The organism is Bradyrhizobium sp. Kon69 (assembly GCF_055807515.1).
In genome coordinates, this window is sequence record NZ_JBVVOS010000004.1 from 209,934 (window position 1) to 235,359 (window position 25,426).

At 64.5% G+C, this 25,426-nt stretch carries 27 protein-coding genes and 1 riboswitch; of the genes, 19 read left to right on the forward strand and 8 right to left on the reverse strand.

Annotated features, from left to right (window positions below):
• Nucleotides 1-12: 12 nt before the first annotated feature.
• Nucleotides 13-1,254 carry an MFS transporter gene (locus AC0L3U_RS07400; protein WP_473361242.1) on the reverse strand — a complete coding sequence of 414 codons (1,242 nt, stop codon included), beginning with the start codon at nucleotides 1,252-1,254 and terminating at the stop codon, nucleotides 13-15.
• Between the two features lie 246 nt (nucleotides 1,255-1,500).
• On the opposite strand from AC0L3U_RS07400, the gene AC0L3U_RS07405 reads away from it, so the two are divergent.
• From AC0L3U_RS07405 to AC0L3U_RS07440, 8 genes are all read left to right on the forward strand, one after another.
• Entirely contained in the window at nucleotides 1,501-2,262 is a 762-nt protein-coding gene (locus tag AC0L3U_RS07405; protein ID WP_007607416.1) for an enoyl-CoA hydratase-related protein, read from the forward strand.
• Nucleotides 2,263-2,410: 148 nt separating this feature from the next.
• On the forward strand, nucleotides 2,411-4,069 hold the full coding sequence (locus AC0L3U_RS07410; RefSeq protein WP_473361243.1) for a bifunctional metallophosphatase/5'-nucleotidase: 1,659 nt from the start codon (nucleotides 2,411-2,413) through the stop codon (nucleotides 4,067-4,069).
• A 133-nt stretch (nucleotides 4,070-4,202) separates the two neighbouring features.
• On the forward strand, nucleotides 4,203-5,132 hold the full coding sequence (locus AC0L3U_RS07415) for a histone deacetylase family protein (RefSeq protein ID WP_007607412.1): 930 nt from the start codon (nucleotides 4,203-4,205) through the stop codon (nucleotides 5,130-5,132).
• Between the two features lie 73 nt (nucleotides 5,133-5,205).
• Entirely contained in the window at nucleotides 5,206-5,457 is a 252-nt protein-coding gene (locus tag AC0L3U_RS07420) for an exodeoxyribonuclease VII small subunit (protein WP_027516568.1), read from the forward strand.
• A gap of 594 nt (nucleotides 5,458-6,051) precedes the next feature.
• Entirely contained in the window at nucleotides 6,052-7,980 is a 1,929-nt protein-coding gene (gene dxs / locus AC0L3U_RS07425) for a 1-deoxy-D-xylulose-5-phosphate synthase (RefSeq protein ID WP_247290957.1), read from the forward strand.
• Nucleotides 7,981-8,012: 32 nt separating this feature from the next.
• On the forward strand, nucleotides 8,013-8,567 hold the full coding sequence (locus tag AC0L3U_RS07430) for a nucleoside 2-deoxyribosyltransferase (RefSeq protein ID WP_473361244.1): 555 nt from the start codon (nucleotides 8,013-8,015) through the stop codon (nucleotides 8,565-8,567).
• A 26-nt stretch (nucleotides 8,568-8,593) separates the two neighbouring features.
• Nucleotides 8,594-9,328: a TlyA family RNA methyltransferase gene (locus tag AC0L3U_RS07435; RefSeq protein ID WP_456769687.1), complete on the forward strand. Its 735-nt coding sequence runs from the start codon at nucleotides 8,594-8,596 to the stop codon at nucleotides 9,326-9,328.
• Nucleotides 9,321-10,568: a class I SAM-dependent RNA methyltransferase gene (locus tag AC0L3U_RS07440; protein WP_473361245.1), complete on the forward strand. Its 1,248-nt coding sequence runs from the start codon at nucleotides 9,321-9,323 to the stop codon at nucleotides 10,566-10,568. Before AC0L3U_RS07435 ends, AC0L3U_RS07440 begins: the two co-directional genes overlap by 8 nt.
• Here the strand turns inward: AC0L3U_RS07440 and AC0L3U_RS07445 are convergent, their stop codons facing one another.
• Entirely contained in the window at nucleotides 10,569-11,171 is a 603-nt protein-coding gene (locus AC0L3U_RS07445; RefSeq protein ID WP_473361246.1) for a hypothetical protein, read from the reverse strand.
• Between the two features lie 167 nt (nucleotides 11,172-11,338).
• Here AC0L3U_RS07445 and AC0L3U_RS07450 point away from each other — a divergent pair, with 167 nt between their 5' ends.
• Together AC0L3U_RS07450 and AC0L3U_RS07455 are read left to right on the forward strand one after the other, a co-directional pair.
• Nucleotides 11,339-12,397 carry a class I SAM-dependent methyltransferase gene (locus tag AC0L3U_RS07450; RefSeq protein ID WP_473361247.1) on the forward strand — a complete coding sequence of 353 codons (1,059 nt, stop codon included), beginning with the start codon at nucleotides 11,339-11,341 and terminating at the stop codon, nucleotides 12,395-12,397.
• 31 nt (nucleotides 12,398-12,428) lie between these two features.
• Nucleotides 12,429-12,608 carry a hypothetical protein gene (locus AC0L3U_RS07455; protein ID WP_473361248.1) on the forward strand — a complete coding sequence of 60 codons (180 nt, stop codon included), beginning with the start codon at nucleotides 12,429-12,431 and terminating at the stop codon, nucleotides 12,606-12,608.
• 4 nt (nucleotides 12,609-12,612) lie between these two features.
• Here AC0L3U_RS07455 and AC0L3U_RS07460 read toward each other — a convergent pair whose 3' ends face one another.
• Together AC0L3U_RS07460 and AC0L3U_RS07465 are read right to left on the reverse strand one after the other, a co-directional pair.
• Entirely contained in the window at nucleotides 12,613-13,245 is a 633-nt protein-coding gene (locus AC0L3U_RS07460; protein WP_027568720.1) for a hypothetical protein, read from the reverse strand.
• Nucleotides 13,246-13,420: 175 nt separating this feature from the next.
• Nucleotides 13,421-14,305 (reverse strand): DUF1194 domain-containing protein, encoded by an 885-nt coding sequence (locus AC0L3U_RS07465; RefSeq protein WP_247290966.1) that lies wholly within the window; start codon nucleotides 14,303-14,305, stop codon nucleotides 13,421-13,423.
• A gap of 286 nt (nucleotides 14,306-14,591) precedes the next feature.
• Nucleotides 14,592-14,682, forward strand: a riboswitch (Fluoride riboswitch).
• 136 nt (nucleotides 14,683-14,818) lie between these two features.
• Between AC0L3U_RS07465 and AC0L3U_RS07470 the strand changes: the two genes are divergently transcribed.
• The 7 genes from AC0L3U_RS07470 (at nucleotide 14,819) to AC0L3U_RS07500 (ending at nucleotide 19,596) form a co-directional block, all read left to right on the forward strand.
• Complete coding sequence (locus AC0L3U_RS07470) at nucleotides 14,819-16,030, forward strand: MFS transporter (protein ID WP_473361249.1); 1,212 nt, start codon at nucleotides 14,819-14,821, stop codon at nucleotides 16,028-16,030.
• Nucleotides 16,031-16,037: 7 nt separating this feature from the next.
• The gene (gene crcB / locus AC0L3U_RS07475) at nucleotides 16,038-16,436 is read left to right on the forward strand and encodes a fluoride efflux transporter CrcB (RefSeq protein WP_473361367.1); all 399 of its coding nucleotides are present in this window, start codon (nucleotides 16,038-16,040) and stop codon (nucleotides 16,434-16,436) included.
• Between the two features lie 6 nt (nucleotides 16,437-16,442).
• Entirely contained in the window at nucleotides 16,443-16,871 is a 429-nt protein-coding gene (crcB, locus tag AC0L3U_RS07480; protein ID WP_473361250.1) for a fluoride efflux transporter CrcB, read from the forward strand.
• Nucleotides 16,872-16,873: 2 nt separating this feature from the next.
• Nucleotides 16,874-17,215: a DUF190 domain-containing protein gene (locus AC0L3U_RS07485; RefSeq protein WP_473361251.1), complete on the forward strand. Its 342-nt coding sequence runs from the start codon at nucleotides 16,874-16,876 to the stop codon at nucleotides 17,213-17,215.
• A 45-nt stretch (nucleotides 17,216-17,260) separates the two neighbouring features.
• Nucleotides 17,261-17,566 carry an ATP-dependent Clp protease adapter ClpS gene (gene clpS, locus AC0L3U_RS07490; RefSeq protein WP_007594672.1) on the forward strand — a complete coding sequence of 102 codons (306 nt, stop codon included), beginning with the start codon at nucleotides 17,261-17,263 and terminating at the stop codon, nucleotides 17,564-17,566.
• 547 nt (nucleotides 17,567-18,113) lie between these two features.
• Entirely contained in the window at nucleotides 18,114-18,365 is a 252-nt protein-coding gene (locus AC0L3U_RS07495) for a hypothetical protein (protein ID WP_473361252.1), read from the forward strand.
• Between the two features lie 61 nt (nucleotides 18,366-18,426).
• Nucleotides 18,427-19,596, forward strand: a complete 1,170-nt coding sequence (locus tag AC0L3U_RS07500) for a sensor histidine kinase (protein WP_473361368.1) — start codon at nucleotides 18,427-18,429, stop codon at nucleotides 19,594-19,596.
• Between the two features lie 44 nt (nucleotides 19,597-19,640).
• Here AC0L3U_RS07500 and AC0L3U_RS07505 read toward each other — a convergent pair whose 3' ends face one another.
• The 4 genes from AC0L3U_RS07505 to fabI all read right to left on the reverse strand — a co-directional run bounded on the left by AC0L3U_RS07505 (nucleotide 19,641) and on the right by fabI (nucleotide 23,608).
• Nucleotides 19,641-20,831: an adenylate/guanylate cyclase domain-containing protein gene (locus AC0L3U_RS07505; RefSeq protein WP_473361253.1), complete on the reverse strand. Its 1,191-nt coding sequence runs from the start codon at nucleotides 20,829-20,831 to the stop codon at nucleotides 19,641-19,643.
• Nucleotides 20,832-20,906: 75 nt separating this feature from the next.
• On the reverse strand, nucleotides 20,907-21,995 hold the full coding sequence (gene aroC / locus AC0L3U_RS07510) for a chorismate synthase (protein ID WP_473361254.1): 1,089 nt from the start codon (nucleotides 21,993-21,995) through the stop codon (nucleotides 20,907-20,909).
• Nucleotides 21,996-22,178: 183 nt separating this feature from the next.
• Nucleotides 22,179-22,778 (reverse strand): histidine phosphatase family protein, encoded by a 600-nt coding sequence (locus tag AC0L3U_RS07515; protein ID WP_473361255.1) that lies wholly within the window; start codon nucleotides 22,776-22,778, stop codon nucleotides 22,179-22,181.
• A 14-nt stretch (nucleotides 22,779-22,792) separates the two neighbouring features.
• Nucleotides 22,793-23,608 (reverse strand): enoyl-ACP reductase FabI, encoded by an 816-nt coding sequence (gene fabI, locus AC0L3U_RS07520; protein WP_473361256.1) that lies wholly within the window; start codon nucleotides 23,606-23,608, stop codon nucleotides 22,793-22,795.
• Between the two features lie 173 nt (nucleotides 23,609-23,781).
• On the opposite strand from fabI, the gene AC0L3U_RS07525 reads away from it, so the two are divergent.
• Both AC0L3U_RS07525 and AC0L3U_RS07530 read left to right on the forward strand, forming a co-directional pair.
• Complete coding sequence (locus tag AC0L3U_RS07525; protein ID WP_007594679.1) at nucleotides 23,782-24,270, forward strand: sigma-70 family RNA polymerase sigma factor; 489 nt, start codon at nucleotides 23,782-23,784, stop codon at nucleotides 24,268-24,270.
• A 106-nt stretch (nucleotides 24,271-24,376) separates the two neighbouring features.
• Complete coding sequence (locus AC0L3U_RS07530; protein ID WP_473361257.1) at nucleotides 24,377-25,147, forward strand: anti-sigma factor family protein; 771 nt, start codon at nucleotides 24,377-24,379, stop codon at nucleotides 25,145-25,147.
• Nucleotides 25,148-25,426: the final 279 nt, after the last annotated feature.

Here is a 25,426-nt window from a genome sequence, read left to right on the forward strand (position 1 = left end):
GCGCAATCCGGGCTACGAAGCCGCGAGCTTCGTATGTCGCCCCGGCCGCCACAGCACAACGGCAGCCGCCACCAGATCTAGCACCACGCACATCGCAAACGCGCTCGTGTAATCGCCGGTTACGCTGCGCACGAGACCGACGATGCCGGGGCCGAAGGCGCTGACGATGCCGCTGATCGAGGTGCCCAGTCCCATCGCGGCGGCGAAGGCGCTCGCGCCGATCTCGCGCTGGATGATCAAAGGCGGGAACGTGATCATGTTGCCGATCGAGAAACCGTAGACGGCGCAGCACACGAGGAGCACGGTCGGGTTCGTGCTTTGCAGAAGCACGAACAGAGCCGCCGCCTGGCTCGTCATCGATGCCGCGCAGGCGAGCCGCGGATCGAGCCGGTCCACGAACAGGCCGAGCGACAGGCGCCCGACCACCGCCATCGCCGCCATGATGGTGACGGCAAGACCCGCACTGGCGCGGCCGATCAGCGGTTCAAGGAACGTCACCTGGTGGATGATGAATCCCATCTGCGCCAGCAGCGCGACCGCGATCGGCAGCACCATGGTCCAGAACGCCGCATTGGCGAGCAGCGTCTTGCGCGAGTGAACCGCAGGCACGGCGGTGCCGCCATCGAATGAATCCCCGCCCGGCGTCGGCGGCATTTCGGTGCGCCAACCGGTGAAGATGACCACCACCGGCAGCACCAGCACCACCATCGCCAGCGTGGCCGCCAGCATCGCGGAACGGAAGCCGATGCTGCCGCTCAGCGTCAGCAGCAGCGGCACGAGCACGATGCCGCCGCAGGTCGCGCCGTTGTAAGCGAGGCTGAGCGCGAGCCCCCGGCGCCGTTCGAACCAGGAATTCAGCACGGTCGCGATCACCACCGTGCCCATCCCGGTCCAGCCGACCGACATCAGCGCATAGGCGAGGTAGAGCTGCCAGGGCGTCTGCAGCAGCGCCAGCAGCACCGTCGAAGCGCCGAGCGCCGACAGGCCGCACAGGATCAACGACCGCAGCCCGATGCGGGCGAGCAGATCGTCGGTGAAGATGACGAGTACGGCAGTCAGGAGAAAGGAGAAGGTGCTGGCCGCGGAAACCAGCGTGCCCGGCCAGCCATGGGCGCGCTGCAGCTCGGCAAGATAGACGCCCTGGCCGTACAGACCGAAGCCGAACATGAAGAAAGCCATCAGGAAGCAGGCCAGCACGACGCGCCAGCCGCGGTAGTGCAGCGAAGATTCGTCAACACGCGTGGCGGCAATCATCAATCGGGCAATCGGCCAAATGGAGCGGCGCGAGGCGATCGTGCACCACAACCAGGGGTTTTTCAAATGAAAAAGGTAGCTGATTGTTGCAACGCGCAGCACGCGGGGAGCGTGATGCGCCCGTCTCACGCGAATTCGGTCTCCAAAAGGTCGAGCCAGCGCATTGGCACGCCTGCAAGATGATGTAGGCTGACGTTTCGCGAGTCTAGCCAATGTCAGTATCGCGGCGACCGCAGGGGCCCCTTCATGCCGAATGGCAACATCATCGTCACCGAAGAGCGCGGAACGCGCGTGATCACCCTGCGTCGCCCGAGCAAGAAGAACGCGATCACGCAGGACATGTATCGGGAGATGAGCCGCGCGATCGACACCGCGCAGAACAATCCCGACATCCGCTGCATGATCATCACCGGCGGCTCCGGCGTGTTCACCGCCGGCGACGACATCGACGATTTCATGCACGCCGACACGTCGCGCCCCGAGACGCTGTCCGACGGCGCGAAGTTTCTCTATTCGCTCGCACTCAACGCCAAGCCGGTGATCGCGGCCGTGGACGGCGCGTCGATCGGCATGGGCACCGTGATGCTGTTCCATTGCGACTATGTGCTGGCCTCGAACGCGGCGACCTTCTCCGCGCCCTACATCCATCTCGGGCTCGTGCCGGTCGGCGCGTCCAGCCTCTTGATGCCGAACACGATGGGCTACCAGCGCGCCTTCGCCATGCTGGTGATGGGACGGACTTTTACAGCCGCGGAAGCGCATGCCGCCGGCTTCGTCAACACCGTGGTCTCGCCGGGTCATACCGAGGTCGAGGCGCGCAAGGTGGCGCGCGATATCTGCCGGCTTCCCGCCGAAGCGGTCGCGACCTCGCGCAAACTGCTGCGCGTCGCATCCGAGGAGCTCACCCGCCGCATCGACCAGGAGGCCCATTTGTTCGGTGAGCGGCTGAAGTCGGAAGAAGCCACCGCCGCGTTCAACGCGTTTATGAACAGGAAGAAGAAAAAGTAGGCTGTTTTTCCCTCTCCCCTTGCAGGAGAATTCACATTTGAATTTGCGGAGACAACCCCTCATCCGGCGCTTCGCGCCACCTTCTCCCGCAAGGGGAGAAGGAAGAAAGCTTCGTGAAATCTTCGTGCGGAACGACTAGTCTGGTTCCATGCGACATGTTCTCCGCCTGACCGTCTTCTCGCTGGGGCTCGCCGCCCTGCCCGCGTCCGCCCAAACCGCCGCACCCGTTGAGCTGCGCATCCTCGCGATCAACGATTTCCACGGCAATCTGCGCCCGCCGCCGGGCGGCATCCGGATCAGTGATCCCGAGGACAAGTCCAGGAAGGTGATGGTGGCGGCGGGCGGCGCCGAATACATGGCGACGCTGGTGAAGCAGCTGCGCGAAGGCCACAAGAACACGATCTTCGTCGCCGCCGGCGACCTGATCGGCGCGAGCCCGTTCCTGTCGGCAATGTTCCACGACGAACCTTCGATCGAATCGCTCTCGATGATGGGGCTCGCGATCAGTTCGGTCGGCAATCACGAATTCGACGAGGGCAAGACCGAGCTCCTGCGGATGCAGAACGGGGGCTGTCATCCCGTCGACGGCTGCCAAGGTCCGCATCCCTTCCAGGGCGCCAAATTCCGCTATCTCGCGGCGTCCACCATCGAGACCGCGACCGGCAGAAGCGTGCTGCCGCCTTACGAGATCAGGGAGTTCGAGGGCATCCCCATCGCCTTCATCGGGCTGACCTTGAAGGAGACCGCGGGCATCGTCTCGCCATCAGGCATCACGGGCCTCGAATTCCGCGACGAAGCCGAGACGGTGAACGCGCTGGTGCCGCAGCTGAAGGCGCGCGGGGTCGAGGCGATCGTGGTGCTGATCCACCAGGGCGGCGAGCCGGCCGGTGACTACAATGAATGCCCTGCCATCACCGGGCCGATCGTCGACATCTTAAAAAAATTCGAGCGCGCCGTCGACGTCGTGGTCAGTGGCCACACTCATCGTGCTTATGTTTGCCAAATCGACGGGCGGCTCGTCACCAGCGGCGACAAATACGGTACGCTGGTCACCGCGATCGATCTCAAGCTCGATCCGGCAACGCGCGACATCGTCAGCGCCAGGGCCGAGAACGTCCTCGTCGCCAATGCGTCGCTGCCTAGGGATCCCGAGCAGACCGCACTGATCGATGCCTACGACAGGCTTTCGGCGCCGATCGCCAATCGCCCGGCTGGATCGGTGACGCAGACGCTGTCACGCGTGCCGAACGAGGCCGGCGAAAGCGCGCTCGGCGACGTCATTGCGGACGCGCAGCTCGCCGCGACCCGGGACGCCAGGGACGGCGGTGCCGTCATCGCGCTCACCAATCCAGGCGGCATCCGCACCGACATCATTCCAAAGGAGAACGGCGCGATAACCTTCGGCGACATTTTCGCCAGCCAGCCTTTCCGCAACCGGCTCGTCACCATGACGCTCACGGGCAACCAGCTCAAGGACATGCTGGAGCAGCAATGGCTCGACCCGAAGCGGCCGCGGATTCTCCAGGTCTCCAACGGGTTCAGTTACGCCTGGGATGCGGCGAAGCCGTACGGCGAGCGCGTGATCAACGAGAAGATCACGCTCAACGGCAGACCGATCGAAGCCGGAAGCGGCTACCGCGTCACCCTCAACGATTACCTCGCAGTCGGTGGCGACGGCTTCACGGTCGTCAAACAGGGCACGGGCCTGCAATATGGCGGTTACGACGCCGACGCGCTGTTCGCGTTCTTCAGGGCGCACGGACCGATCGGGCCGCTGCCGCTCAGCCGCATCCTGCGCATGAATTGATCCGGATCAAACGGACCGGTCCGGGACCACCCTTTGCCATTCCCGGGGGAACGCATAGATTGGTTTTGCATTTGCGTTTTGGCGCCGGATGCGCCAAGCGACGTCGAGAGCCCGCATCCCATGAGGCCGACTGATGAGTACGCTTCTCCTCTCCCACAAGGCCTGCCTCGACCACGTCACGCCGCCGGGACACCCTGAAAGGCCGGACCGCCTGCGCGCGGTGGAGGAGGCGCTGTCGCATGAGCGCTTCCAGTTCCTGGTGCGCGACCAGGCGCCGGAGGGCGATCTCGATCTCGTCACGCTCTGCCACAACGAGCACTACGTCACGGAGCTGCGCCACATCGCGCCGACCAGCGGCCTCGTCTATATCGATGGCGACACCTCGATGTCGCCGGGCACGTGGGAAGCGGTGATGCGCGGCGTCGGTGGCGCGGTCGCGGCGACCGAAGCGGTGATGGCCGGCGAGCATCGCAACGCCTTCGTCGCGGTGCGCCCGCCCGGCCACCACGCCGAGATCGGCAAGCCGATGGGCTTCTGCTTCTTCGACAACGTCGCCATCGCCGCGCGCCACGCGCAGCGCAAATACGGCATCAAGCGCGCGGCCATCGTCGATTTCGACGTGCATCACGGCAACGGCACGCAGGACATCTTCTGGTCGGACCCGACCGTGATGTACTGCTCGACGCACCAGATGCCGCTGTTTCCGGGCACCGGCGCCAAGAGCGAGCGCGGCGACCACGACACCATCGTCAACGCGCCGCTCGCCTCCGAGGACGGCGGGCCGGAATTCCGCATCGCGTTCGAGAATTTGATCCTGCCTCAGCTCGAAAAATTCAGCCCGGAGCTGCTCGTCATCTCTGCCGGCTTCGACGCGCATTATCGCGATCCGCTGGCGTCGCTGAATTTGCGCGCGGAGGATTATGCCTGGGTCACGCGCAAGCTGATGGACCTCGCCGACAAGACCGCCGGGGGGCGCGTTGTTTCTGTGCTCGAAGGCGGCTACGACCTGCAAGGACTGAAAGAATCTGTTACGGCGCATGTCGGCGCCCTGATGGGCGCCTGACGCACCCGCCACATTGCGCCCGCAAAACTTTGCTTTCTCCGACGTGAAGCGAATCGGGCAATCGGAAACTTATATGGCCGAAAATACCCAAATCGACGTCTCCAGGCTGACCTTCGAACGCGCCATCGAGGAGCTCGAAACCATCGTGAAGCGGCTCGAGGACGGCAAGGTGCCGCTCGAGGAATCCGTGACGATCTACGAGCGCGGCGAGGCCCTGAAGCGCCGCTGCGAGGAATTGCTGCGCCAGGCTGAGGCACGCGTCGACAAGATCACCACCGATGCCAGCGGCCAGGCCACCGGCACCGCGCCGCTCGACGTCCAGTAAGGGCCGCCTTCAAAGCCGCTTCTCTCACGCAGTGGGCACCGGGATTTTCATGATCGCACGCCGCCGTCGGGCGTTGCTGCTGCCTGATCTCAGGGAACCGGCGCTCTGAAGGTTACGGAACCTCCCTCACGGGCCCCGCGCCCTCCTGAATCCGTCGAAAAATAGCTTCCCCTCGCCGAAAACCTCGCCGAGGAACCCGGGCAAGCTTGGAACCCTTCCGCTGGCGCCAAGATTAACCACTCTGGCCCGCGGGTTGCAGGTGCATGGCCGTAATCGGCCCAGCGGGTTGGCTTTGGCCCAAGCTTTGGTGTAAAGCTGCGCGGAGTGTGGCTTTTTGTAAGCCTTGCGTGGGCACTGATTACCGACGACAAGCGCTTCAAACTGCTGATGAATTGGCTGGATGGACGAAGCCGATCTAAGTGACAGGGATCACAGAGACTGAACCGGAGAGCACTTAAGCTCACCTAAGCTTGAAGACGGGGCTTTGCCCCATGCAGGTGGCTCCGACGGTTTAAGGACTCGCGCTGCGCCGATATTGTGCAAACCCATCGCGCACCGGAATGACCTTCCGGCGCTGACAAATTGGAAATCGCCGTGAACGCATACAGTAAAACGCCGCTTCTCGACACCATCCGGACGCCGGACGACCTGCGCAAGCTCAAGATCGAGCAGGTTCGCCAGGTCGCCGACGAGCTGCGTCAGGAGACCATCGATGCCGTCTCGGTGACCGGCGGTCATTTCGGCGCAGGCCTCGGCGTGGTCGAGCTCACCACTGCGATCCATTACGTCTTCGACACCCCGCGCGACCGGCTGATCTGGGACGTCGGCCACCAGGCCTATCCGCACAAGATCCTCACCGGCCGGCGCGATCGCATCCGCACGCTGCGCACCGGCGGCGGGCTGTCCGGCTTCACCAAGCGCAGCGAGAGCGATTACGATCCGTTCGGCGCCGCGCATTCCTCGACCTCGATCTCCGCCGGGCTCGGCATGGCAGTCGCGCGCGACCTCGCCGGCGGCAAGAACAACGTTATCGCCGTCATCGGTGACGGCGCGATGTCGGCGGGCATGGCCTATGAGGCCATGAACAATGCGGGTGCGATGAACTCGCGCCTGATCGTCATCCTCAACGACAACGACATGTCGATCGCGCCGCCGGTCGGCGCGATGAGCGCCTACCTGTCGCGGCTCTACTCGGGCAAGACCTACCGCACGCTGCGCGATGCGGCCAAGCAGATCAACAAGCGCTTGCCCAAGATCATCGCCAGCCGCGCCAACCGCGTCGAGGAATATTCCCGCGGCTTCATGATGGACGGCGGCACGCTGTTCGAGGAGCTCGGCTTCTATTACGTCGGCCCGATCGACGGCCATAACCTCGACCATCTCCTGCCCGTGCTGAAGAACGTGCGCGATATGGAGACCGGCCCGATCCTGGTTCACGTCGTGACGCAGAAGGGCAAGGGCTACGGCCCGGCGGAAGCCTCCGCCGACAAGTACCACGCGGTGGTCAAGTTCGACGTTGCGACCGGCACCCAGGCCAAGTCCAAGCCGAACGCGCCGGCCTATCAGAACGTGTTCGGCCAGAGCCTCGTCAAGGAAGCGGAGAAGGACGACAAGATCGTCGCCATCACCGCGGCGATGCCGTCGGGCACCGGAGTCGACATCTTCAACAAGGCTTTCCCGGACCGCACCTTCGACGTCGGCATTGCCGAGCAGCACGCAGTGACGTTCGCCGCCGGCCTGGCCACCGAAGGCTACAAGCCGTTCTGCGCGATCTACTCGACCTTCCTGCAGCGCGGCTACGACCAGATCGTGCATGACGTCGCGATCCAGAGCCTGCCTGTGCGCTTCGCCATCGACCGCGCCGGCCTCGTCGGCGCCGACGGCGCCACCCATGCCGGCTCGTTCGACAACGCCTATCTCGGCTGTCTGCCGAACATGGTGATCATGGCCGCGGCCGACGAAGCCGAGCTGGTGCACATGGTTGCAACGCAGGTCGCGATCAACGATCGTCCGAGCTCGCTGCGCTATCCGCGCGGCGAAGGCCGCGGCATCGAGATGCCCGAAGTCGGCATTCCGCTCGAGATCGGCAAGGGCCGCATCGTCCGCCAGGGCAGCAAGATCGCCCTGCTCTCCTTCGGCACGCGCCTTGCCGAATGCGAGAAGGCCGCCGACGAGCTCGCAGCCCACGGCCTTTCGACCACGATCGCGGATGCGCGCTTCATGAAGCCGCTGGACACCGAGCTGGTGCTCAAGCTCGCGCGCGACCACGAGATCCTCATCACCATCGAGGAAGGCTCGGTCGGCGGTTTCGGCTCGCATGTCGCGCAGTACCTGAGCGATCAGGGCGCGCTCGACAGCGGCCTGGTGCGGTTCCGCACCATGGTGCTGCCCGACGTGTTCCAGGACCACGACACCCCGGCGGCGATGTACGGTCGTGCCGGTCTCGACGCCAAGGGCATCGTCGCCAAGGTGTTCGAGGCGCTCGGCAAGGACGTCAAGGCCGAGACGGTCAAGCTCGCGTAACAGCGAGCTTCGACCTTCCGCGAAGTAGCTCGATGAAAATCTATCTGGCAGGCCCCGACGTGTTCCTGCCAGATGCGGTCGAGATCGGCCGGCAGAAGGCCGCGATCTGTGCTGCGCACGGCCTCACCGGCCTCTATCCCCTCGACAACGAGATCGACCTCGCCGCTCCCGACGCCTCGCGGCAGATCTTCTGCGGCAACGAGGCGATGATGGACGCGGCCGATGCGATCATCGCCAACCTCACGCCGTTCCGCGGCGCTGGCGCCGATCCCGGCACCGTCTACGAGCTCGGCTACATGGCTGGCCGCCGCAAGTTTTGCCTCGCCTATTCCAATGACGGCGCCGCCTATGCCGACCGCCTCGGCCGTTTCATGGACGTGACGTCCGAGGATGGGCGGCTGGCCGACGCGCAGGGGCTGGCGGTCGAGGATTTTGGCCTAGTCGACAATCTCATGATGATCCACGCGCTGGAGCTGCATGGCTGCCCGCTGGTGACGCCCGCGCAGATGCCGATCGACGTCTGGCACGATCTGGCCGCGTTCGAGGCTTGCGTCCGGATGGCGGCCGCGCGATTGATCGCTACATAAGCGCCTCAGGCATCTTTGGAGAGATGATGTCCCCTGCCCGCAAGCGCGCGGATGTTCTGCTGGTCGAGCGCGGCCTGTTCGAGAGCCGGGCGCGGGCGCGCGCGGCGATCGAGGCCGGGCTCGTCACGGCCGACGACAAGCAGGTCGCAAAGCCGTCGGAGACCATCGCCGAGGACGCCGTGATCCAGGCCGAGCCCGCGCACCCCTACGTCTCCCGCGGCGGGGTCAAGCTCGCCGGCGCGCTGGAGCGCTACCCGATCGAGATCGAGGACCATGTCTGCCTCGACGTCGGCGCTTCCACCGGCGGATTCACCGAGGTGCTGCTGGCGAATGGCGCAAGTCTCGTCTTTGCCGTCGATGTCGGCACCAGCCAGCTGCATCCGTCGCTGCGCGGCCACTCCAAGATCGTGTCGATGGAAGAGACCGACATCCGCGCCTATGACGGCAAGCGCCTGCCGGCGCGGCCCGATGTCGTCGTGATCGACGTCAGCTTCATCTCGCTCAAGACGGTGCTGCCCGTGGCGCTGTCGCTGGCGGCCGCTCCGATGAGCCTGCTGGCGCTGATCAAGCCGCAATTCGAGGCGGACCGGAAGCACAACAAGAAGGGCATCGTCCGCGACGCCGCCGTGCACCGCGAGATCTGCGACGACATCGCCGGCTTTGCGGCCTCGCTCGGCTGCACCAATATCGAGGTATTCCCGTCGGCGATCACCGGCGGCGACGGCAACATCGAATTCTTCCTGGGCGCGCGCCGTGGTTGAGCGCGTGACGATCGATCACGTCGGCCATCGCGGCGACGGCGTCTCGCTCGACGCTGGGGAAGCCATCTATGTGCCCTACACGCTCGGCGGTGAGGCCGTCGAAGTCGATCATGTCGTCGGCAATCATCCTGACCGCCGCAAGCTGCTGGCAGTGGACGTCGCCAGCCCCGAGCGCGTCGCGCCGTTCTGCCCGCATTTCGGCGTCTGTGGCGGCTGCGCGATCCAGCACTGGGCGGCTGAACCGTATCACGCCTGGAAGCGCGGCATCGTGGTCGAGACCCTGGCCCAGGCCGGCATCGATTGCGAGGTGGCGTCGCTGGTCGATGCCCACGGTGCGGGACGCAGGCGCATCACGCTGCACGGCCGGTTCGGCACCCATGACATCCTCAAGGTCGGCTTCTCGGCGGCGAGCTCGCACGACGTCATCCCGATCGATCGCTGCCCGATCCTCGATCCCGGGCTCGACGGTGCACTCGATGCCGGCTGGGCGCTCGCCGAGCTGCTGACGTCCAAAATGCCGGTGACGAAACCGCTGGACATCCAGGTCACTGCGACCGCCAACGGTCTCGACATCGACGTGCGCGGCTCCGGCCCGCTGCCAACGCCGCTCGTGACGGCGCTGTCACGTGTCGCCGAGCAGCATCGCCTGGCGCGGCTGACACGGCACGGCGAACTGGTGCTGCAACGCCTGCCACCGACCCTGCAGATGGGCCGCGCCGAGGTGACGCTACCGCCGGGCTCGTTCCTGCAGGCGACCGTCGCCGGCGAAGAGACGCTTGCGTCGCTGGTCGCGGAGCGCATCGGCAAAGCCAAAAACGTTCTCGATCTCTTCTGCGGCGTCGGGCCGTTCGCGTTGCGGCTCGCCGAGAAGGCCCGCGTCACCGCCCATGACAACGACGCCGGCGCCGTTGCAGCGCTCGAAAAAGCCGCGCGGACGCCGGGGCTCAAGCCGATCAAGGCCGAGCCGCGCGATCTGTTTCGCCGTCCCCTGGTGGCGCCGGAGCTGCGCGATTTCGACGCCGTCGTGTTCGACCCGCCGCGCCAGGGCGCGCAGGCGCAGGCCTTGAAGCTCGCCGCGAGCAAGGTGCCTGTGGTGGTCGCGGTCTCCTGCAACGTCACGACCTTTGCCCGCGATGCGCGGCTGCTGATCGATGGCGGCTACAAGATGGATGCCGTGGTGCCGGTCGACCAGTTCCGGCATACGCCGCATGTCGAGCTGGTGGCGAAGTTCACGCGCTAGTTAGCGCCGAAGGCCACTCAACGCCGGCGACTCGCCGGGCAGCATGTTCGATCTGAGATCACTATCCATGCGGCCCGAGTCCTGCTGGGTGAAGCCGGCGCCGAACGACAGGCTGAGGTTGGAGGTCGGCTTGAACTCGACACCCGCGAATGCGCCATAGCCGGGCGAGGCGCTGGAGGTGAGCGGCGCAAGCGAGCTGCCGATGCCGCCGCCGTATTTCAGCGTGTCGAAACCGGCAAAGAACGTGACGGGCATGCCGCCCGCGGTCTTGGTGTTGTAGCCAAATTGCGTGGCATCATAAGAGAGCGCGCTGAAATTGCCGCTCAGTCCGGCCGGGCTGAGGCCGCTCCAATTGAGATTGCCACGCTGACTGCCGACAAAGAAGCCGTTCGCAGAATTGCTGCGGCCGCTTGCGTCGCCGCCATTGAAGCTCGGGAAATTGCCGTAGCTGTCGGCGCTCTGGCCGGCAACGCCGCCGAAGCCGAAGGGTCCGCCGGGAATCCAATATTGCAGGGGTGCGCCTTGGGCATGAGCCGGCGCTTCGCCGAGGCAGAGCAGGGCAAGAAAAACCGCGAGACCGCAAGAGCGTGTAAGCCTGGACATCCAAACAACCGTCGAAAAGCTTGCGAATTATACCCACCAGACATCATGAACGCCAGCATGGCGACACCCGTCTCCCCTTGAGTTCCGGGATCACGTTTTCCTGCCAATTGAACTTCCCGCATTCCGGATTGACCCACCTAAGGGGGCGCGTCAGCACGGAGGCTGTCATGGAGGTCAATTCCGACAGGTTGAATGCCTTTATGGGCAAGATGGTCACCGAATTCGGGGCGGCGATGAATGCGTCGCTGGTCCTGCTCGGGGACAAGCTCGGTCTCTACCGTACCTTGGCCGCCAAGGGACCGATGAACTCGTCCGAGCTCGCAAGCGCCACCGGGACGGCGGAGCGTTACGTCCGCGAATGGCTCGCGAGCCAGGCGGCGTCCGGCTACATCGAATACGATTCCGCTTCGGCAAAATTCTCGATGCTGCCGGAGCAGGCGATGGCGCTTGCCGATGAGGACAGTCCGGTGTTCCTCGGTGCCTTCGGCAATGTCATTGCCTCGGCGTTTCTCGACGAGCCGAAGATCTCGGACGCATTCAAATCCGGCAAGGGCGTCGGCTGGAACCGGCGCAGCGAGTGCTTGTTCTGCGGCACCGCCCGCTTCTTCCGGACCGGGTACATGCATCATCTGGTGCAGGAATGGCTGCCCGCGCTCGACGGCGTCGTGGACAAGCTGAAGCGCGGCGCCAAGGTCGCTGATGTCGGCTGCGGGCACGGCGTCTCGACACGGCTGATGGCGGAAGCCTTCCCGAACTCCCGCTTCTACGGCTTCGACTATCACGAGGGTTCGATCGAGGCCGCGCGAAAGGCGGCCACCGAAGCCAGATTGGGCGACCGGGTCAGCTTCGCTGTTCATTCCGCCAAGACCTATCCGGCCGAGGGCTATGATCTCGTCTGCTTCTTCGATTGCCTGCATGACATGGGCGATCCCGTCGGCGCCATCGGCCACGTGCGCGAGACCATGGCAAAGGACGGCACCTGCATGCTGGTCGAGCCGTTCGCAGGCGACCGCCTCGAGGACAATCTCAACCCGGTCGGGCGGGTCTATTATGCAGCGTCGACCATGATCTGCACGCCAGCCTCGATCGACCAGGAGGTGGGCCTCGCACTGGGCGCGCAAGCGGGCGAGGCAAGGCTGCGCAAGGTCGCGCGAGAGGGCGGACTGACGCGCTTCCGCCGCGCTGCTGAAACGCCCTTCAATCTGATTCTGGAGGCGCGGATCTGATCTTCCCCATTCCGGCCCATGGCTGCGGCATATGGCCATGCCGATGCTGCAGCCACGCCTGGCGCCGACATCCTTGCCTCGCTCGCGCCGCAACGTAAGCTGGCCGCCGCAAATGATCGGCAATGGCGCTTTGGCGCCAGCCTGCGACGTCTTGCGTCAGATCGACCGGCAATTGAAGGCGCTGACGCGGTCCAGCGAGCAGCAGCCGTGATCGGCTATGCCGTCCTGTCCACCGAGGACGATGTATCCGACGGCGGATATTTCGTCACGGGCACGACGAAGGACTTGTTGCGGACCTGGTAGATGATCTTGCCGTTCTGCCCGTCGTCAGTCGCAATCTGCGCCTGCCCGAACATGATGACGTTCTTGTAGACGGTGCCGGTGCCCTGACGGGTGACGCCATCGGTGGTGACGCTGACTTGCGCTTCGTTGCCGTTGACAGCGAGCACCCTGAAGCTCGCGCTCTTGCCATTGTCACTGGAATAGCCGCCCCAGCTTCCCATCAGGCGGCTGTCGGAAGCCGGCGGCGCCTGCTTCTCGAGAGTCGCGGTCTGCTTGCCCGCGCCCGCAGATGACAACAGCACCAGACTCTTGCCGTCCTTGGTGCCGACCGTGACCGTGCCGAAGGTGAGAAGCGAACCGGCGACCTCGCCAAAACCGCGCTCCGTGCGTCCGTTATGGGTGTACTCGACCTGCGCCCGGGCACCGCGGATGTTCACCACCTTGAAGCTGACGGGCTGGTTGTTGCCCGCCCAATTGCCTTTCCACTCACCGAGCAGGGAGCTCTGGTGATACACCCGCTCGAGAGCGGGAGAAATCTGGCTAGTGCTCGATGAGACGATGGCCATTGGATTGCTCGGCGGATTTGTCTGACGGGCCCGCTTGGTTCGCGCCCCGACAGGAACGTCAGAACAGTATCCGGAAACAATTGGAAGCAGCCGATTAGGGCCACGCAACAGTTAACGCATGGTTAACATTCCATCGCGGGCAAATAGGGCAAAAGGTCTCGTCCGGTGGCGGCGCTCAGCGACCCCAGCGGTCCGACCAGATCTTCTCGCCGATCATGCAGTTCACACGCGGCTCCTTGTCCTTCTCAGCAACCCGCATCACGGGGCGCTCCGGCATACGGCCCGCAACCTCCATCAAGAGCTTGGTGCGGATGGCCTCCTTGAACTTGTCGCGGTCCTTGATCGTGATGACGAAGGAACCGGGACCGCCGATGACGCAATCCTCATAGTAGAAATCGAGATTGTCGATATCCATGGTCGAATAGGAGGGCTCCTTGACCATGATCGGCAGGCCGTTGATGACGATGCCCTTCTCGATCGCCGCGTCGCGCGCAATCGTGACCGGTGTGCCATTGTTGTTGGGACCGTCGCCGGAAATGTCGATCACGCGGCGCAACCCCCGATAAGGATCCTCATCGAACAGCGGCATCGCGAAACTGATCGCGCCGGAGATCGAGGTGCGCGAGGCGCGCCGGATCGGCGTCTTCATGATTTCGGCGGCGACGGCATCGGCGGTCTCCGGTCCGTCGATCAGGCGCCAGGGAATGATGATCTTCTGGTCGGTCGAGGCGGCCCACTCGAAATAGGTCACCGCGATCCGGCCGTTCGGGCCCAGCTTCAGCGCCTGCAGGAATTCCTTCGATTGGATCGCCTGCGCATAGCCTTCACGCTGGATCGCAAGCTCGTCCATGTCCATGGAGTAGGAGACGTCGACAGCGAGGATCAGCTCGACATCGACCGTCTGCGCGTCCCTGTCGGCTGCTTGCCGCTGCGGCTGATTTTTGAGCAGCGCCAGTCTGGGCGACTCAAATTTAGGTCCTGGTGCCGCGATGCCCGCGACGTCCCCTCCGGCGAACATGCCGGTCACCAGCACAGCCCCGATCGAGAACAGCAAGCGCATCGCAGCCTCCCGTCGTATGACGCGATGGTGACATGCAATCGCCTTGCCGCAAAGTCCGAAGATCGCTTGCGCTTCACATTCCAGTTAGGGATTTGCGCGTTGGGATCTGCGGGTCGGGAATTGCGAAGCATTACGCAAAGCTGCCGCCATGTTGCCGCGCTCGCGCCGCTGACTGCGCGATCGCTGGCACGGGCATGCCGTCATGTGCCATGCGCCCCGGAAGAACGGGCCACTGGACAGAGCACCCTCGCCCACTTGTCCGGCGCGATTTCCATGTTAGGCTGGCGACACAGATGGGGATGGAGTCCCCCGACAACCGCCCGGCGGCCTTGAACCCGAATCTTGGACCGTAGTGGGCTGATGACTCCTGCTTGAGGAGGGGCAATTTTCAGGCCTCTGCCTTCGGCGGGAGCATGGACAAACCCGCCGCTGGCGGGTTTTTTGTTGCCTGGATGCGAAGGCCAAGGAGAGGTCAAGCAGAGGTCAAGCAGAGGCCGAGGAGAAGTCCTGGACGTGACGACGACAACACCGAATGCTGCACGTGCGGGGCTGCCCAGGGGGATCTGGGTGCTCGGCTTCGTCTCGATGCTGATGGACGTCTCTTCCGAGATGATCCATGCGCTGCTGCCGGTCTATCTCGTCACCGTGCTCGGCGCCTCCACGCTTACCGTCGGCTTCATCGAGGGCATTGCGGAGGCGACCGCCTCGATTACGAAAATCTTCTCCGGCGCGTTGTCCGACTGGCTCGGCCGGCGCAAATTTCTCGCCGCGCTCGGCTACGGGCTCGCCGCGCTGACAAAACCGCTCTTCCCGCTTGCCCCCAGCGTCGGATGGCTGGTTGCCGCCCGCTTCATCGACCGCGTCGGCAAGGGCATTCGCGGCGCGCCGCGCGATGCACTGATCGCCGATATCGCGCCCATCGGCCTGCGCGGCGCGAGCTTCGGCCTGCGGCAGTCGCTCGACACCATCGGTGCGTTCGTCGGGCCGCTCATCGCGATCGGCCTGATGTGGTGGACGGCGGACAATTTTACGGCGGTGTTCTGGGTGGCCGTGCTGCCGGGCTTCCTGTCGTTCGGGCTGATCGCGTTCGCGGTGAGCGAGCCGGAGCCGGACCCTGGCCGGGAGCCGTCAAGGAATCCACTGAATACCGCCGCGATGCGCCAGCTCGGGTCCGTGTACTGGCGTGTGGTCGCGGTTGGCGTCGTGTTCACGCTGGCGCGTTTCAGCGAGGCCTTTCTGATCCTGCGCGCACAGAACATCGGGCTCAATGCCATGTGGGTGCCGGCCGTGCTGGTGCTGATGAACATCGTCTATGCGTTGTCGGCCTATCCGGCCGGCGTGCTCTCGGACCGGATCAACCGCACCGGCCTGCTCGCGCTCGGCCTCGTCTTCCTCGCCGGCGCCGATCTCGCGCTCGCGCTGCTGCCAAACCTTGGCGGCCTCGCTCTGGGCGTCGTGCTGTGGGGACTGCATATGGGATTGACGCAAGGCCTGCTCTCGGCCCTCGTCGCCGACGCAGCGCCACCGAGCTTGCGCGGCACTGCGTTCGGCTATTTCAACCTGTTCACCGGCCTTGCCTTGCTGGCCGCAAGCGTGATCGCCGGCGCCTTGTGGGATGCCTATGGTCCGGCCGGCACGTTCCTGGCGGGGCTCGGCTTTGCGCTGATCGCGCTGATGGGACTATTTGCCGTCGGCGGGGGGCTGGCAACGGAGGAGAAACAATGACGGGGGGCTGTTCGCCGTGCTGAGCGGAGTGCTTGCGATCATGATCGGCAGCGTGCTCGGCGGCTGCGCGCGCTATTTCATCTCCGGCGCGATCGCGCGGTGGCTGGGCGAGACGTTTCCGTGGGGCACCGTGACCATCAACGTCACCGGCGCCTTTCTGATCGGCATTTTTGGCGCATTGGCGACCCATCCCGGCTCGGCCTTCGCCGCGCCCAATCCATGGCTGTTCGCGGTCACCGGCTTTCTTGGCTGCTACACCACGGTGTCCTCGTTCAGCTTGCAAACGCTGACACTGGCGCGCAACGGCGAGGCGATGCACGCGCTCGGGAATGTCGCGGTCTCGGTCGTGCTCTGCCTCGCCGCCGTCAGTTGCGGCTTCCTCCTCGCGGACACTCTGGGAGGCTAGAGGCAGATGAAGTCCCCCTCCTCTGCCGATCGCTGGCGCACCGCGACGCTCTATGCCTGGATTGCCGCCGGCAGCATGGTCGGCGGGCTGACGCGCTATCTGGTCGGGCTTGCGCTCGACACCGGCCCCGGCTTCCCGGTCGCGACGCTGTTCATCAACGCCACGGGCTCGCTGATCATCGGCTTCTACGCGACGCTGACCGGGCCCGACGGCCGCCTGCTGGCGCGGCCCGAGCACCGGCAGTTCGTCATGACCGGGTTCTGCGGCGGCTACACGACGTTTTCAACCTTCAGCCTGGAGACCTTCCGCCTGTTCCACGGCGGCATGAAATATACGGCGCTCGCCTATATCGCGGCATCCGTCATTTGCTGGCTGGTGTCGGTATGGGCAGGCCATATGATAGCCAGCGGCACCAACCGCTTGCGAAGGAGCTGACCATGCAAATCCCCAATCAGGCAGTTTCGCTCCGGATCTTCATTGGCGAGAACGACCATTTCGACGGCAATCCGCTCTATGAAGCGATCGTGATGACGGCGCGCGAGCGGCATCTGGCCGGCGCCACCGTGCTGCGCGGCCCCATGGGCTTCGGCAAGTCGAGCCGGCTCCACACGTCGAAGATTCTGCGGCTCTCGGAAGACCTGCCGCTGTTGATCGAGATCGTCGACAGCGAGGACAACATCAATGCATTCCTGCCCATCCTGGATGGCATGATGTCGAGCGGCCTGATCACCTTGGAGAAGGTGCAGGTCCTGCAATATGGTGAGAAGGCCGCGCGCTGAGCGCGCGCCGGCAGGAACCCGAGCCCGCCATATCCGGGAGGCGGAATGAACGACACTGTTGCCAAACCGAAAACCAGGACGAAGACCAAGGTCGAGCGGCCGAAGCTGCACAAGGTCATCCTGATCAACGACGACTTTACGCCTCGCGAATTCGTCACGATGATCCTCAAGGCCGAGTTCCGCATGACGGAGGATCAGGCCTACAAGGTGATGATCACCGCCCACAAGCTCGGCGCCTGCGTGGTCGCGGTTTTCACCAAGGACGTCGCCGAGACCAAGGCCACCCGCGCCACCGACGCCGGCCGCACCAAGGGCTATCCGCTGCTGTTCACCACGGAGCCGGAGGAATAGTTGCACCGGTCCGCCTTTGGTGCGCCGTCTTTCGATTTCGGCGTCAAATCTGCCCTGCTGAATAATGTATCTATTGGCTGCCAACAGGCGCATGGTGAGCCATCACCGGCCCATCACGGCGTCCATCGGTGACTGAGAGAGTCTTGCGCTCCCGCCCCAATGCGGAGCGTCCCATGCAAGACACCACCAAGAGAACCATCCCGCTGAGCAATCGCCTTGCCCAATTGGCAGCCGAGGCTCGTCGTCGCGCAGAGATTGCCCCGCCCGGCGTCCAGCGGGAAGCGCTGCTCAGAGCGGCGCGATTGAGCGAAACGGCCTCGCACATTCATGACTGGATAAGCCTGCCTGGTCCCAAAACACCGAGGTAGTGGCAAGCCAACCTGGTCGGCGGCCTCTTCTCATCGAGCGGCGATCCAGGCCGAGGGCGGCATCCCCCCGCAAATCACACTTCAGATATAAGTTGTATGAAATGAACAATATTTCATTTTGGTTGTTGTAACAGCGTCCCCAAACAAAAGGGGGCGGTCGACAGCCAAAGCAGCCCCAAATGATGAAATCTCTTATCGCGTTCGCGATATTCGCGCTCCTTGGAGTGTCCGTAATGGTGTTGCCCGGTTTTGCTCCGCAAGTGAAAGCGCGCGAGACAGTTGCTTTGGCAAAGGCGGACCGGCTGGCGAGCCATCCGGTGGCCACGAATTGCGGTAGCCAAGTCTGGCCGGACTTCGAAGCATCGTGTCTGCGCCGATGTGAATCCGATGCCAGGGTTCATGAAGCTCGCTTGGTGACGGCGCGCCGCTAGACCAACAATCGCAAAGCGCCGACCGGCCTTGTCGGATGATCCAGGAAAGTGTCGTGCACAGATGTCTACACCTCCAACCTCCTTGCCGAACGTTCTCGTCGTCGAAGACGAGATGATCTTGCGCATGCGCGCAGTCGATATCGTGGAGGATGCAGGCTTCTGCCCTGTGCAGGCCGTCAATGCCGACGAAGCTATCGCAATCCTCGAGTCGCGGTCGGACATCTCGCTTCTGTTCAGCGACATCCAGATGCCGGGAACCATGGACGGCTTGAAGCTGGCCCACGCGGTGCACGATCGCTGGCCTGCCATCAAGATCGTGCTGGTTTCCGGTCAGGTAAAGCCGTCTGAAAACGAAACGCCGGCGGACAGCCGCTTCTTTCGCAAGCCGCTCGCCGTCGACGAAATGATCTCGCAATTGCAGGCAATGATCGGGGCTGGCGCGCTAAAAATCCTTCCGACCACCACGACGGATCCCGGGGAAAACCTTGAGGTTGGTCGTTCGCCACAGGAATCGGTTCTGGCCGCGGAAAACGACAATCTGCGCCTGTTGCTGGAACAGGCCGACACCGACGCCAAGGTCCTGCTCGCTCAAGCCGGTATCGAAGCCCACGAGCGCGAGGCTGCCGACAAGTTGCAAAAGCTCATCCTCGGAGAGCTGCATCATCGCATCAAGAACACGCTTGCGACGGTGAGCGCAATCGCAGCCCAGAGCTTCCGGACCGCAATCAATCTGGAGCACGGGCAAAAGGCCATGGATGGCCGCTTGCTGGCGTTGGGGCGCGCCCACGACCTGTTGATACAGGTCAGCTGGTCAAATGCGAGCCTCACTCATACGCTGAGCGGCGCCACCGATCCTTTTGACAGTCAGGGGGGCCGACGATTCCATTTCAATGGCCCGGACCTCCGGATCACGTCCGGTGCCGTGATAGCGCTGGCGATGACGTTCAACGAGCTCTGCACCAACACGACGAAATTCGGCGCGCTGTCCAGTTCCTCCGGGCATGTCGAGATCGCATGGACGGTGGACGAGATCGAGCAAAGGCTGCGCCTGAAGTGGAGCGAAAGCGGCGGCCCCGTGGTGGCGCCGCCGACGCGGCGAAGCTACGGCACCCGGATGATCGAGTCGCTCGGCCAGCAACTGAACGGGCAGGTGCGGCTGGCCTATGAACCGTCCGGATTTATCTATCAGCTGGACGTACCGCTGAGGTCGGTGATGGCGTCGAACGCCTGAATTCTGCTCGCCAGGTTGACGGCGGCGGACATCCGAGGACGACCTCAGGCCATCATCCCCGGCCTCTCCTCCGTCAGCCCGTACACGCGCTGCGCCTTTGAAAAGCCCGCGATCGGGAATTCGCCGAGCTCGTGCCAGTCGTGGCGGCAGACATTGGCGAACATTTCCGAGGCCACGACGGTCCGCCCCAGGCGACCCGTGATCTTCTCGAGCCTGGCGGCGAGGTTCACCGCGGGACCGATGCAGGTGAAGTCGAGGCGGTTGCCGCCGCCGATATTGCCGTAGAGGATATTGCCGACGTGGAGCGCGACACCGAAGCGGAAGCGCTCGACGACGTCGCCGACAGGATACGCGAGCGCCTCGACGCTGGCGCGGGATTCGCGCGCCGCCTCCAGCACCCGCGTGCAGACATGCGCGGCATCGCCGACATATTCGTCGATCGGGAACACCGCGAGCAGGCCGTCGCCCATGAATTTCAGCACCTCGCCGCCATGGCCCCGGATCGCGGCGACCTGACAATCGAAATAGTGATTGAGGATCTCGACCACGGTCTCGGCCGGCAGCCGGTCCGACAGTGCGGTGAAGCCGCGCAGATCGGAGAGCCAGATCGCAGCCTGCATGGTGTCGTTGTGGCCGCGGCGGATCTGACCGCCAAGGATGCGCGCGCCGGCACGATTGCCGACATAGGTGTCGAGCAGCATCTCGGCGGTGCGGCGCAGGCTGATGATCTCGGTGATGCGCGCGAGCGGTTTGATGATGGCGTGGATCGCCGCGATGTGGTCAGCGGTGAAGCCGCCTGGATGGCGCGTGGTCCAGCTCGTCGCGTGGACCGAGCCGTCGAGAAACGGCATTGGCGTCGCGACGTAGTCGGTTACGCCTTCGGCACGCATATCGTCGAAAAAAGGGAAATGCTTGCTGCCGGGATCGTCCATGCGTCCCCGCACCTCAAGTCCCTGCTCGAACACGACCCGCAGCGGACTTCTGGCGAATTCCGGGGTCTGCAGGATCTCGAAATCGACCGTGCCGATCTCGACCTCCTCGCCCTCCCGCCAGATGAAGTTGCGACCGAAAATTTCGGGATGCAGCGTGCGGATGAAGATGCCGAACCGCCATAGCGGCAGACCGGCTGCGACCATCCGTTCGCAGGCTTCCGCCGTCATCTCGGCCGGGGTCTTCGACGACCAGGCGCCGTCGATCAGCCAGTTGGTGATACGTTGGAGCTCGGAGCTTTCCATGTCCGCATTTGCGGACGAAGTTGTGGGATCGTCAAGCTGCGCGGTGGGCTAGTGGCGCGACACAAGCGCCTCGCGTTAGCGCCCGACCTGGCCGCGGTCGCGCAGGAAATGATCCGCCAGCACGCAGGCCATCATGGCTTCGCCGACGGGGACGGCGCGGATGCCGACGCAGGGATCGTGGCGGCCCTTGGTCATGATCTCGGTGTCGGCGCCGTTGCGATCGACGGTGAGACGCGGCTGCAGGATCGACGAGGTCGGTTTGACCGCGAAACGCACCACCACCGGCTGCCCCGTTGAGATGCCGCCCAGCACGCCGCCGGCGTGGTTGGACAGAAAACGCGTGCCGTCATTGCCGGTGCGCATCTCGTCGGCGTTCTCTTCGCCGGTGAGCTCGGCCGCGGCAAAGCCGGCGCCGATCTCGACGCCCTTCACCGCATTGATGCTCATCATTGCGGCGGCGAGCTCGGCATCGAGCTTGGCGTAGATCGGCGCGCCAAGGCCTGCCGGCACACCATCGGCGACGACCTCGATCACCGCGCCGATCGAGGAGCCGCTCTTGCGGATGCTGTCGAGATAGCTCTCGAAGAACGCGGCCTTGTCCTTGTCGGGACAGAAGAACGGATTGTTCGCAATCTCGTCCCAGTCCCACTTCGCGCGGTCGATCTTGTGCGGGCCCATCTGCACCAGCGCGCCGCGTACCTTCACGTCGGGCAGCACCTTTCGCGCGATCGCACCGGCGGCAACGCGCGTCGCGGTCTCACGCGCCGAGGAGCGGCCGCCGCCGCGATAGTCGCGCAGGCCGTACTTCGCTTCATAGGTGAAGTCGGCATGACCAGGGCGAAACTTGTCCTTGATCTCGGAATAGTCCTTCGAGCGCTGGTCGGTGTTCTCGATCAGGAGCCCGATCGGCGTGCCCGTCGTCACCTGCACGCCGGTCTCCGGATGCGCCATCACGCCGGAGAGGATCTTGACCTGGTCCGGCTCCTGACGCTGGGTCGTGAAGCGCGACTGGCCGGGCCGGCGGCGATCAAGATCACCCTGGATGTCGGCCTCGACGAGCGGGATCATGGGCGGGCAGCCGTCGACCACGCAGCCGATCGCCACCCCATGGCTCTCGCCGAAGGTCGTGACGCGGAACATGTGGCCGAAGGTGTTGAAGGACATTCGTATCTAGCTCGTAAGTCAGGGCTGACTTAACTCGCCCTGAAATTGGGGTCAAATGCCTACACGATCGTCATGGCCGGGCTTGTCCCGGCCATCCACGTTCTTGGCCCCGCAAGGGCAAAAGGGCGTGGATGCCCGGGACAAGCCCGGGCATGACGGCGGAGGACGCGGAAGCGAGCCGGCTTAGCTGAACTTCTCCAGCCGCCCGTCGTGGAACACGTAGACGGCGCCCTGCTCGATATAGAGTTCGGCGGCGCTCGCCGGCGTCTCCAGGCCGAGTGAAACCATCAGGGCCCGGCAGGTCCCGCCATGGGCGACCGCGACGGTGTCGGTCCGGAGCTGGTCATACCAGGCGCGCACGCGGACCTGCACATCGGCGTAGGTCTCCCCGCCCGCGGGGCCGACCGTCCATTTGTCGGCGAGGCGCCGGGCGTAGATCTCGGGATCGGAGGCCTCGCTCTCCGCCAGCGTCAGTCCCTCCCAGGAGCCGTAGCCGATCTCACGCAGGCGATCGTCGAGTGCATAGTCCGCAGTCGGCAGTTCGAGCTTGCTCCGCGCCAGTTCCATGGTCTCTCGCGCGCGGCCAAGCGGACTCGACACGTAGGGTAATGCAGCCTTGTCGCGGCCCTCGCGCTTGAACAGATCGGCGAGAATGCCGCCGGCCTGCACGGCCTGACCACGACCGCGCGCGTTCAGCGGAATGTCCTTGATGCCCTGAAGCCTCCCGAGCGCATTCCACTCGGTCTCGCCGTGGCGAAGATAATAGATCGTGGGCACGGGCATTGCTGGGTGAAAAGTTAGTCCTTCCCGCCGAACGAAATGTCCGGCGCGTCCGGGCGCTTCATGCCGAGTACGTGATAGCCGGAATCGACGTGGTGCACCTCGCCGGTGACGCCGCGCGAAAGGTCGGAGAGGAAATACAGCGCGCTGCCGCCGACGTCTTCCGTGGACACGTTACGCCGCAGCGGTGCGTTGGCTTCGTTCCACTTCAGGATATATCTGAAATCGCCGATGCCGGACGCAGCGAGCGTCTTGATCGGCCCCGCCGAGATCGCGTTGACGCGGATGTTTTTCTCGCCGAGATCGGCGGCGAGATAACGCACGCTCGCTTCGAGCGCCGCTTTCGCAACGCCCATGACGTTGTAATGCGGCATCCACTTCTCGGCGCCGTAATAGCTGAGCGTGATGAGCGAGCCGCCGTCGGTCATCAGCTTCTCGGCGCGCTGCGCCACGGCCGTGAACGAATAGCAGGAGATCAGCAGGGACTTCGAAAAATTCTCCTGCGTGGTGTCGACGTAGCGGCCGTCGAGCTGCTCGCCATAGGCGATCGCATGCACCACGAAGTCGATCTTGCCCCACTTCTCCTTCAGCACCGCGAAGGCCGCATCGATGGTCGCGGCATCGGTGACGTCGCAATGACCGAGCACGAGCCCGCCGATCTCGGCGGCGAGCGGCTCGACGCGCTTCTTCAGCGCATCGCCCTGATAGGTGAAGGCAAGCTCGGCGCCGGCCGCGTGGCATGCCTTGGCAATGCCCCAGGCGATCGAGCGGTTGTTGGCAACGCCGAGGACCACGCCCCGCTTGCCCTGCATCAGACCTGAATTCTGCGCCATTTTGCTAACGTCCCGTCGAGCTCCCGGTGAGGTTTGGAGGTACACCAGCCCTCCGTTGCGGTACAGTCCTAATACGCGGCGTTAACGCTGTTTCAAGCGCCGGAATAGCCGTTCCGCTCGGGTGTTATGATCGTTGTGGCGCTCGCGCCGAACATCAGGACGTCAAGACCGCAATGAGTGCGTTTCGCCAAAGCGTTGAAGCCATGATCCCGGCGTTGCGCCGCTACGCCCGCGCGCTCACGCGCGAGGCGGATGCGGCCGACGATCTGGTGCAGGATACGCTGGTGCGGGCGCTGCGTTCGGAGCGCCTGTTTCTCGGGGGCGACGTCAGGAGCTGGCTCTATACGATCCTGACCAACCTCAACAAGAACCGGCGGCGCTCGCTGGCACGGCGGCCGCAATTCATGCAGCTGACGGAGAACAACCCGGATGCCAGCGGGACCGAAGCCGAAGGCCGCGATATCGAGAGGGCGCTGGCGACGCTCGTCGAGGAGCAACGCTCGGTGCTGCTCCTGGTGATGCTGGAGGGCATGAGCTACCGCGAGGTCGCCGACATCCAGGGCGTGCCGATCGGCACCGTGATGTCGCGCCTGGCGCGCGCCCGCGCCCACGTCAAAGCCTCGCTGGAGGGTGAGCGCCCGGCGCTCAGGCGGGTGAAATGATGGCAGGATTGATGCATCGCGCCGGTCGTTTCTCCTGCATGGCATGGGAAGCGGCGCAGTTGAACCACGAAGAACATTTTGGGCCGCAGAGCCAGAGACGATCGATATGAACGACCGCAAGATCCCAGTGACCGAGGACGAACTGCACGCCTATGTCGACGGCGAGCTGCCGGCCGAGCGCCGCGCCGATGTCGAGGCCTGGCTTGCCGCGCAGCCCGAGGATGGCGAGCGCGTGCAGTCCTGGCGCGCCATGGCCGAGATGCTGCACGCCCGCTACGATTCCGTCGCCCAGGAGCCGGTGCCGGCGCGGCTCGAGCTCGAACGGCTGGAACGCCGCCCGCGGCACTGGCTCTATGGCGCCGCCGCGGCCGTGCTGGTGGCCTTCGTCGCCGGCGGCACCGCCGGCTGGCTGGCGCATGGCGCCGCCAACGCGCCCTCGACCTTCCAGAGTTTTACGACTGACGCGCTCGACGCCCACCGCCTCTATGTCGTCGAGGTTCGCCATCCCGTCGAGGTCGGCGGCAACGAGCGCGACCACCTCCAGGCCTGGCTGACCAGACGCTGCGGCTGGACCGTGTTTGCGCCGAACCTGGAGACGAGTGGACTGAAGCTCGTCGGTGGCCGGCTCTTGCCGGGGCCGAACGGGCCGGCGTCGTTCCTGATGTATGAGGGTGCCTCGGGCGAGCGGTACACGATCTACACCGCCAAGACCGAGAATGGCGCGACGCAGATGCGCTACGCCAGAACGGACAAGGACGGGGCGCTGTTCTGGTCGGAGCGCGGCGTCGGCTACGTCGTCAGTGGTGGCGGCGACCGCGACCGGCTGACCAAAGTGGCGCAGGCGGTCTACGACCAGGCAGAGAAAAGCGGCACCTAGACAACCACGCAACGCGGTGCCTCGATTCCGACATTGAAAATTTGGAATGAAGACATCGGCGCGTCTCATTATCGCACCGGATGATCACGCGAAAATGAGCAGCGTTCGATCCGCCGATCGACGCGGGCGGCCTCGATTGGGGTTTTTGGTACCGCGCTGGTCCCCCTCTCGAGGCCGCACCTTTTTATCGGCTGCCCCGCCGGACAGCCGACACGTCGAGCACGTGGACCAAGAAGGGCTACCACGCCCCAGGCATATGATGAGCATCATCTCGACGGA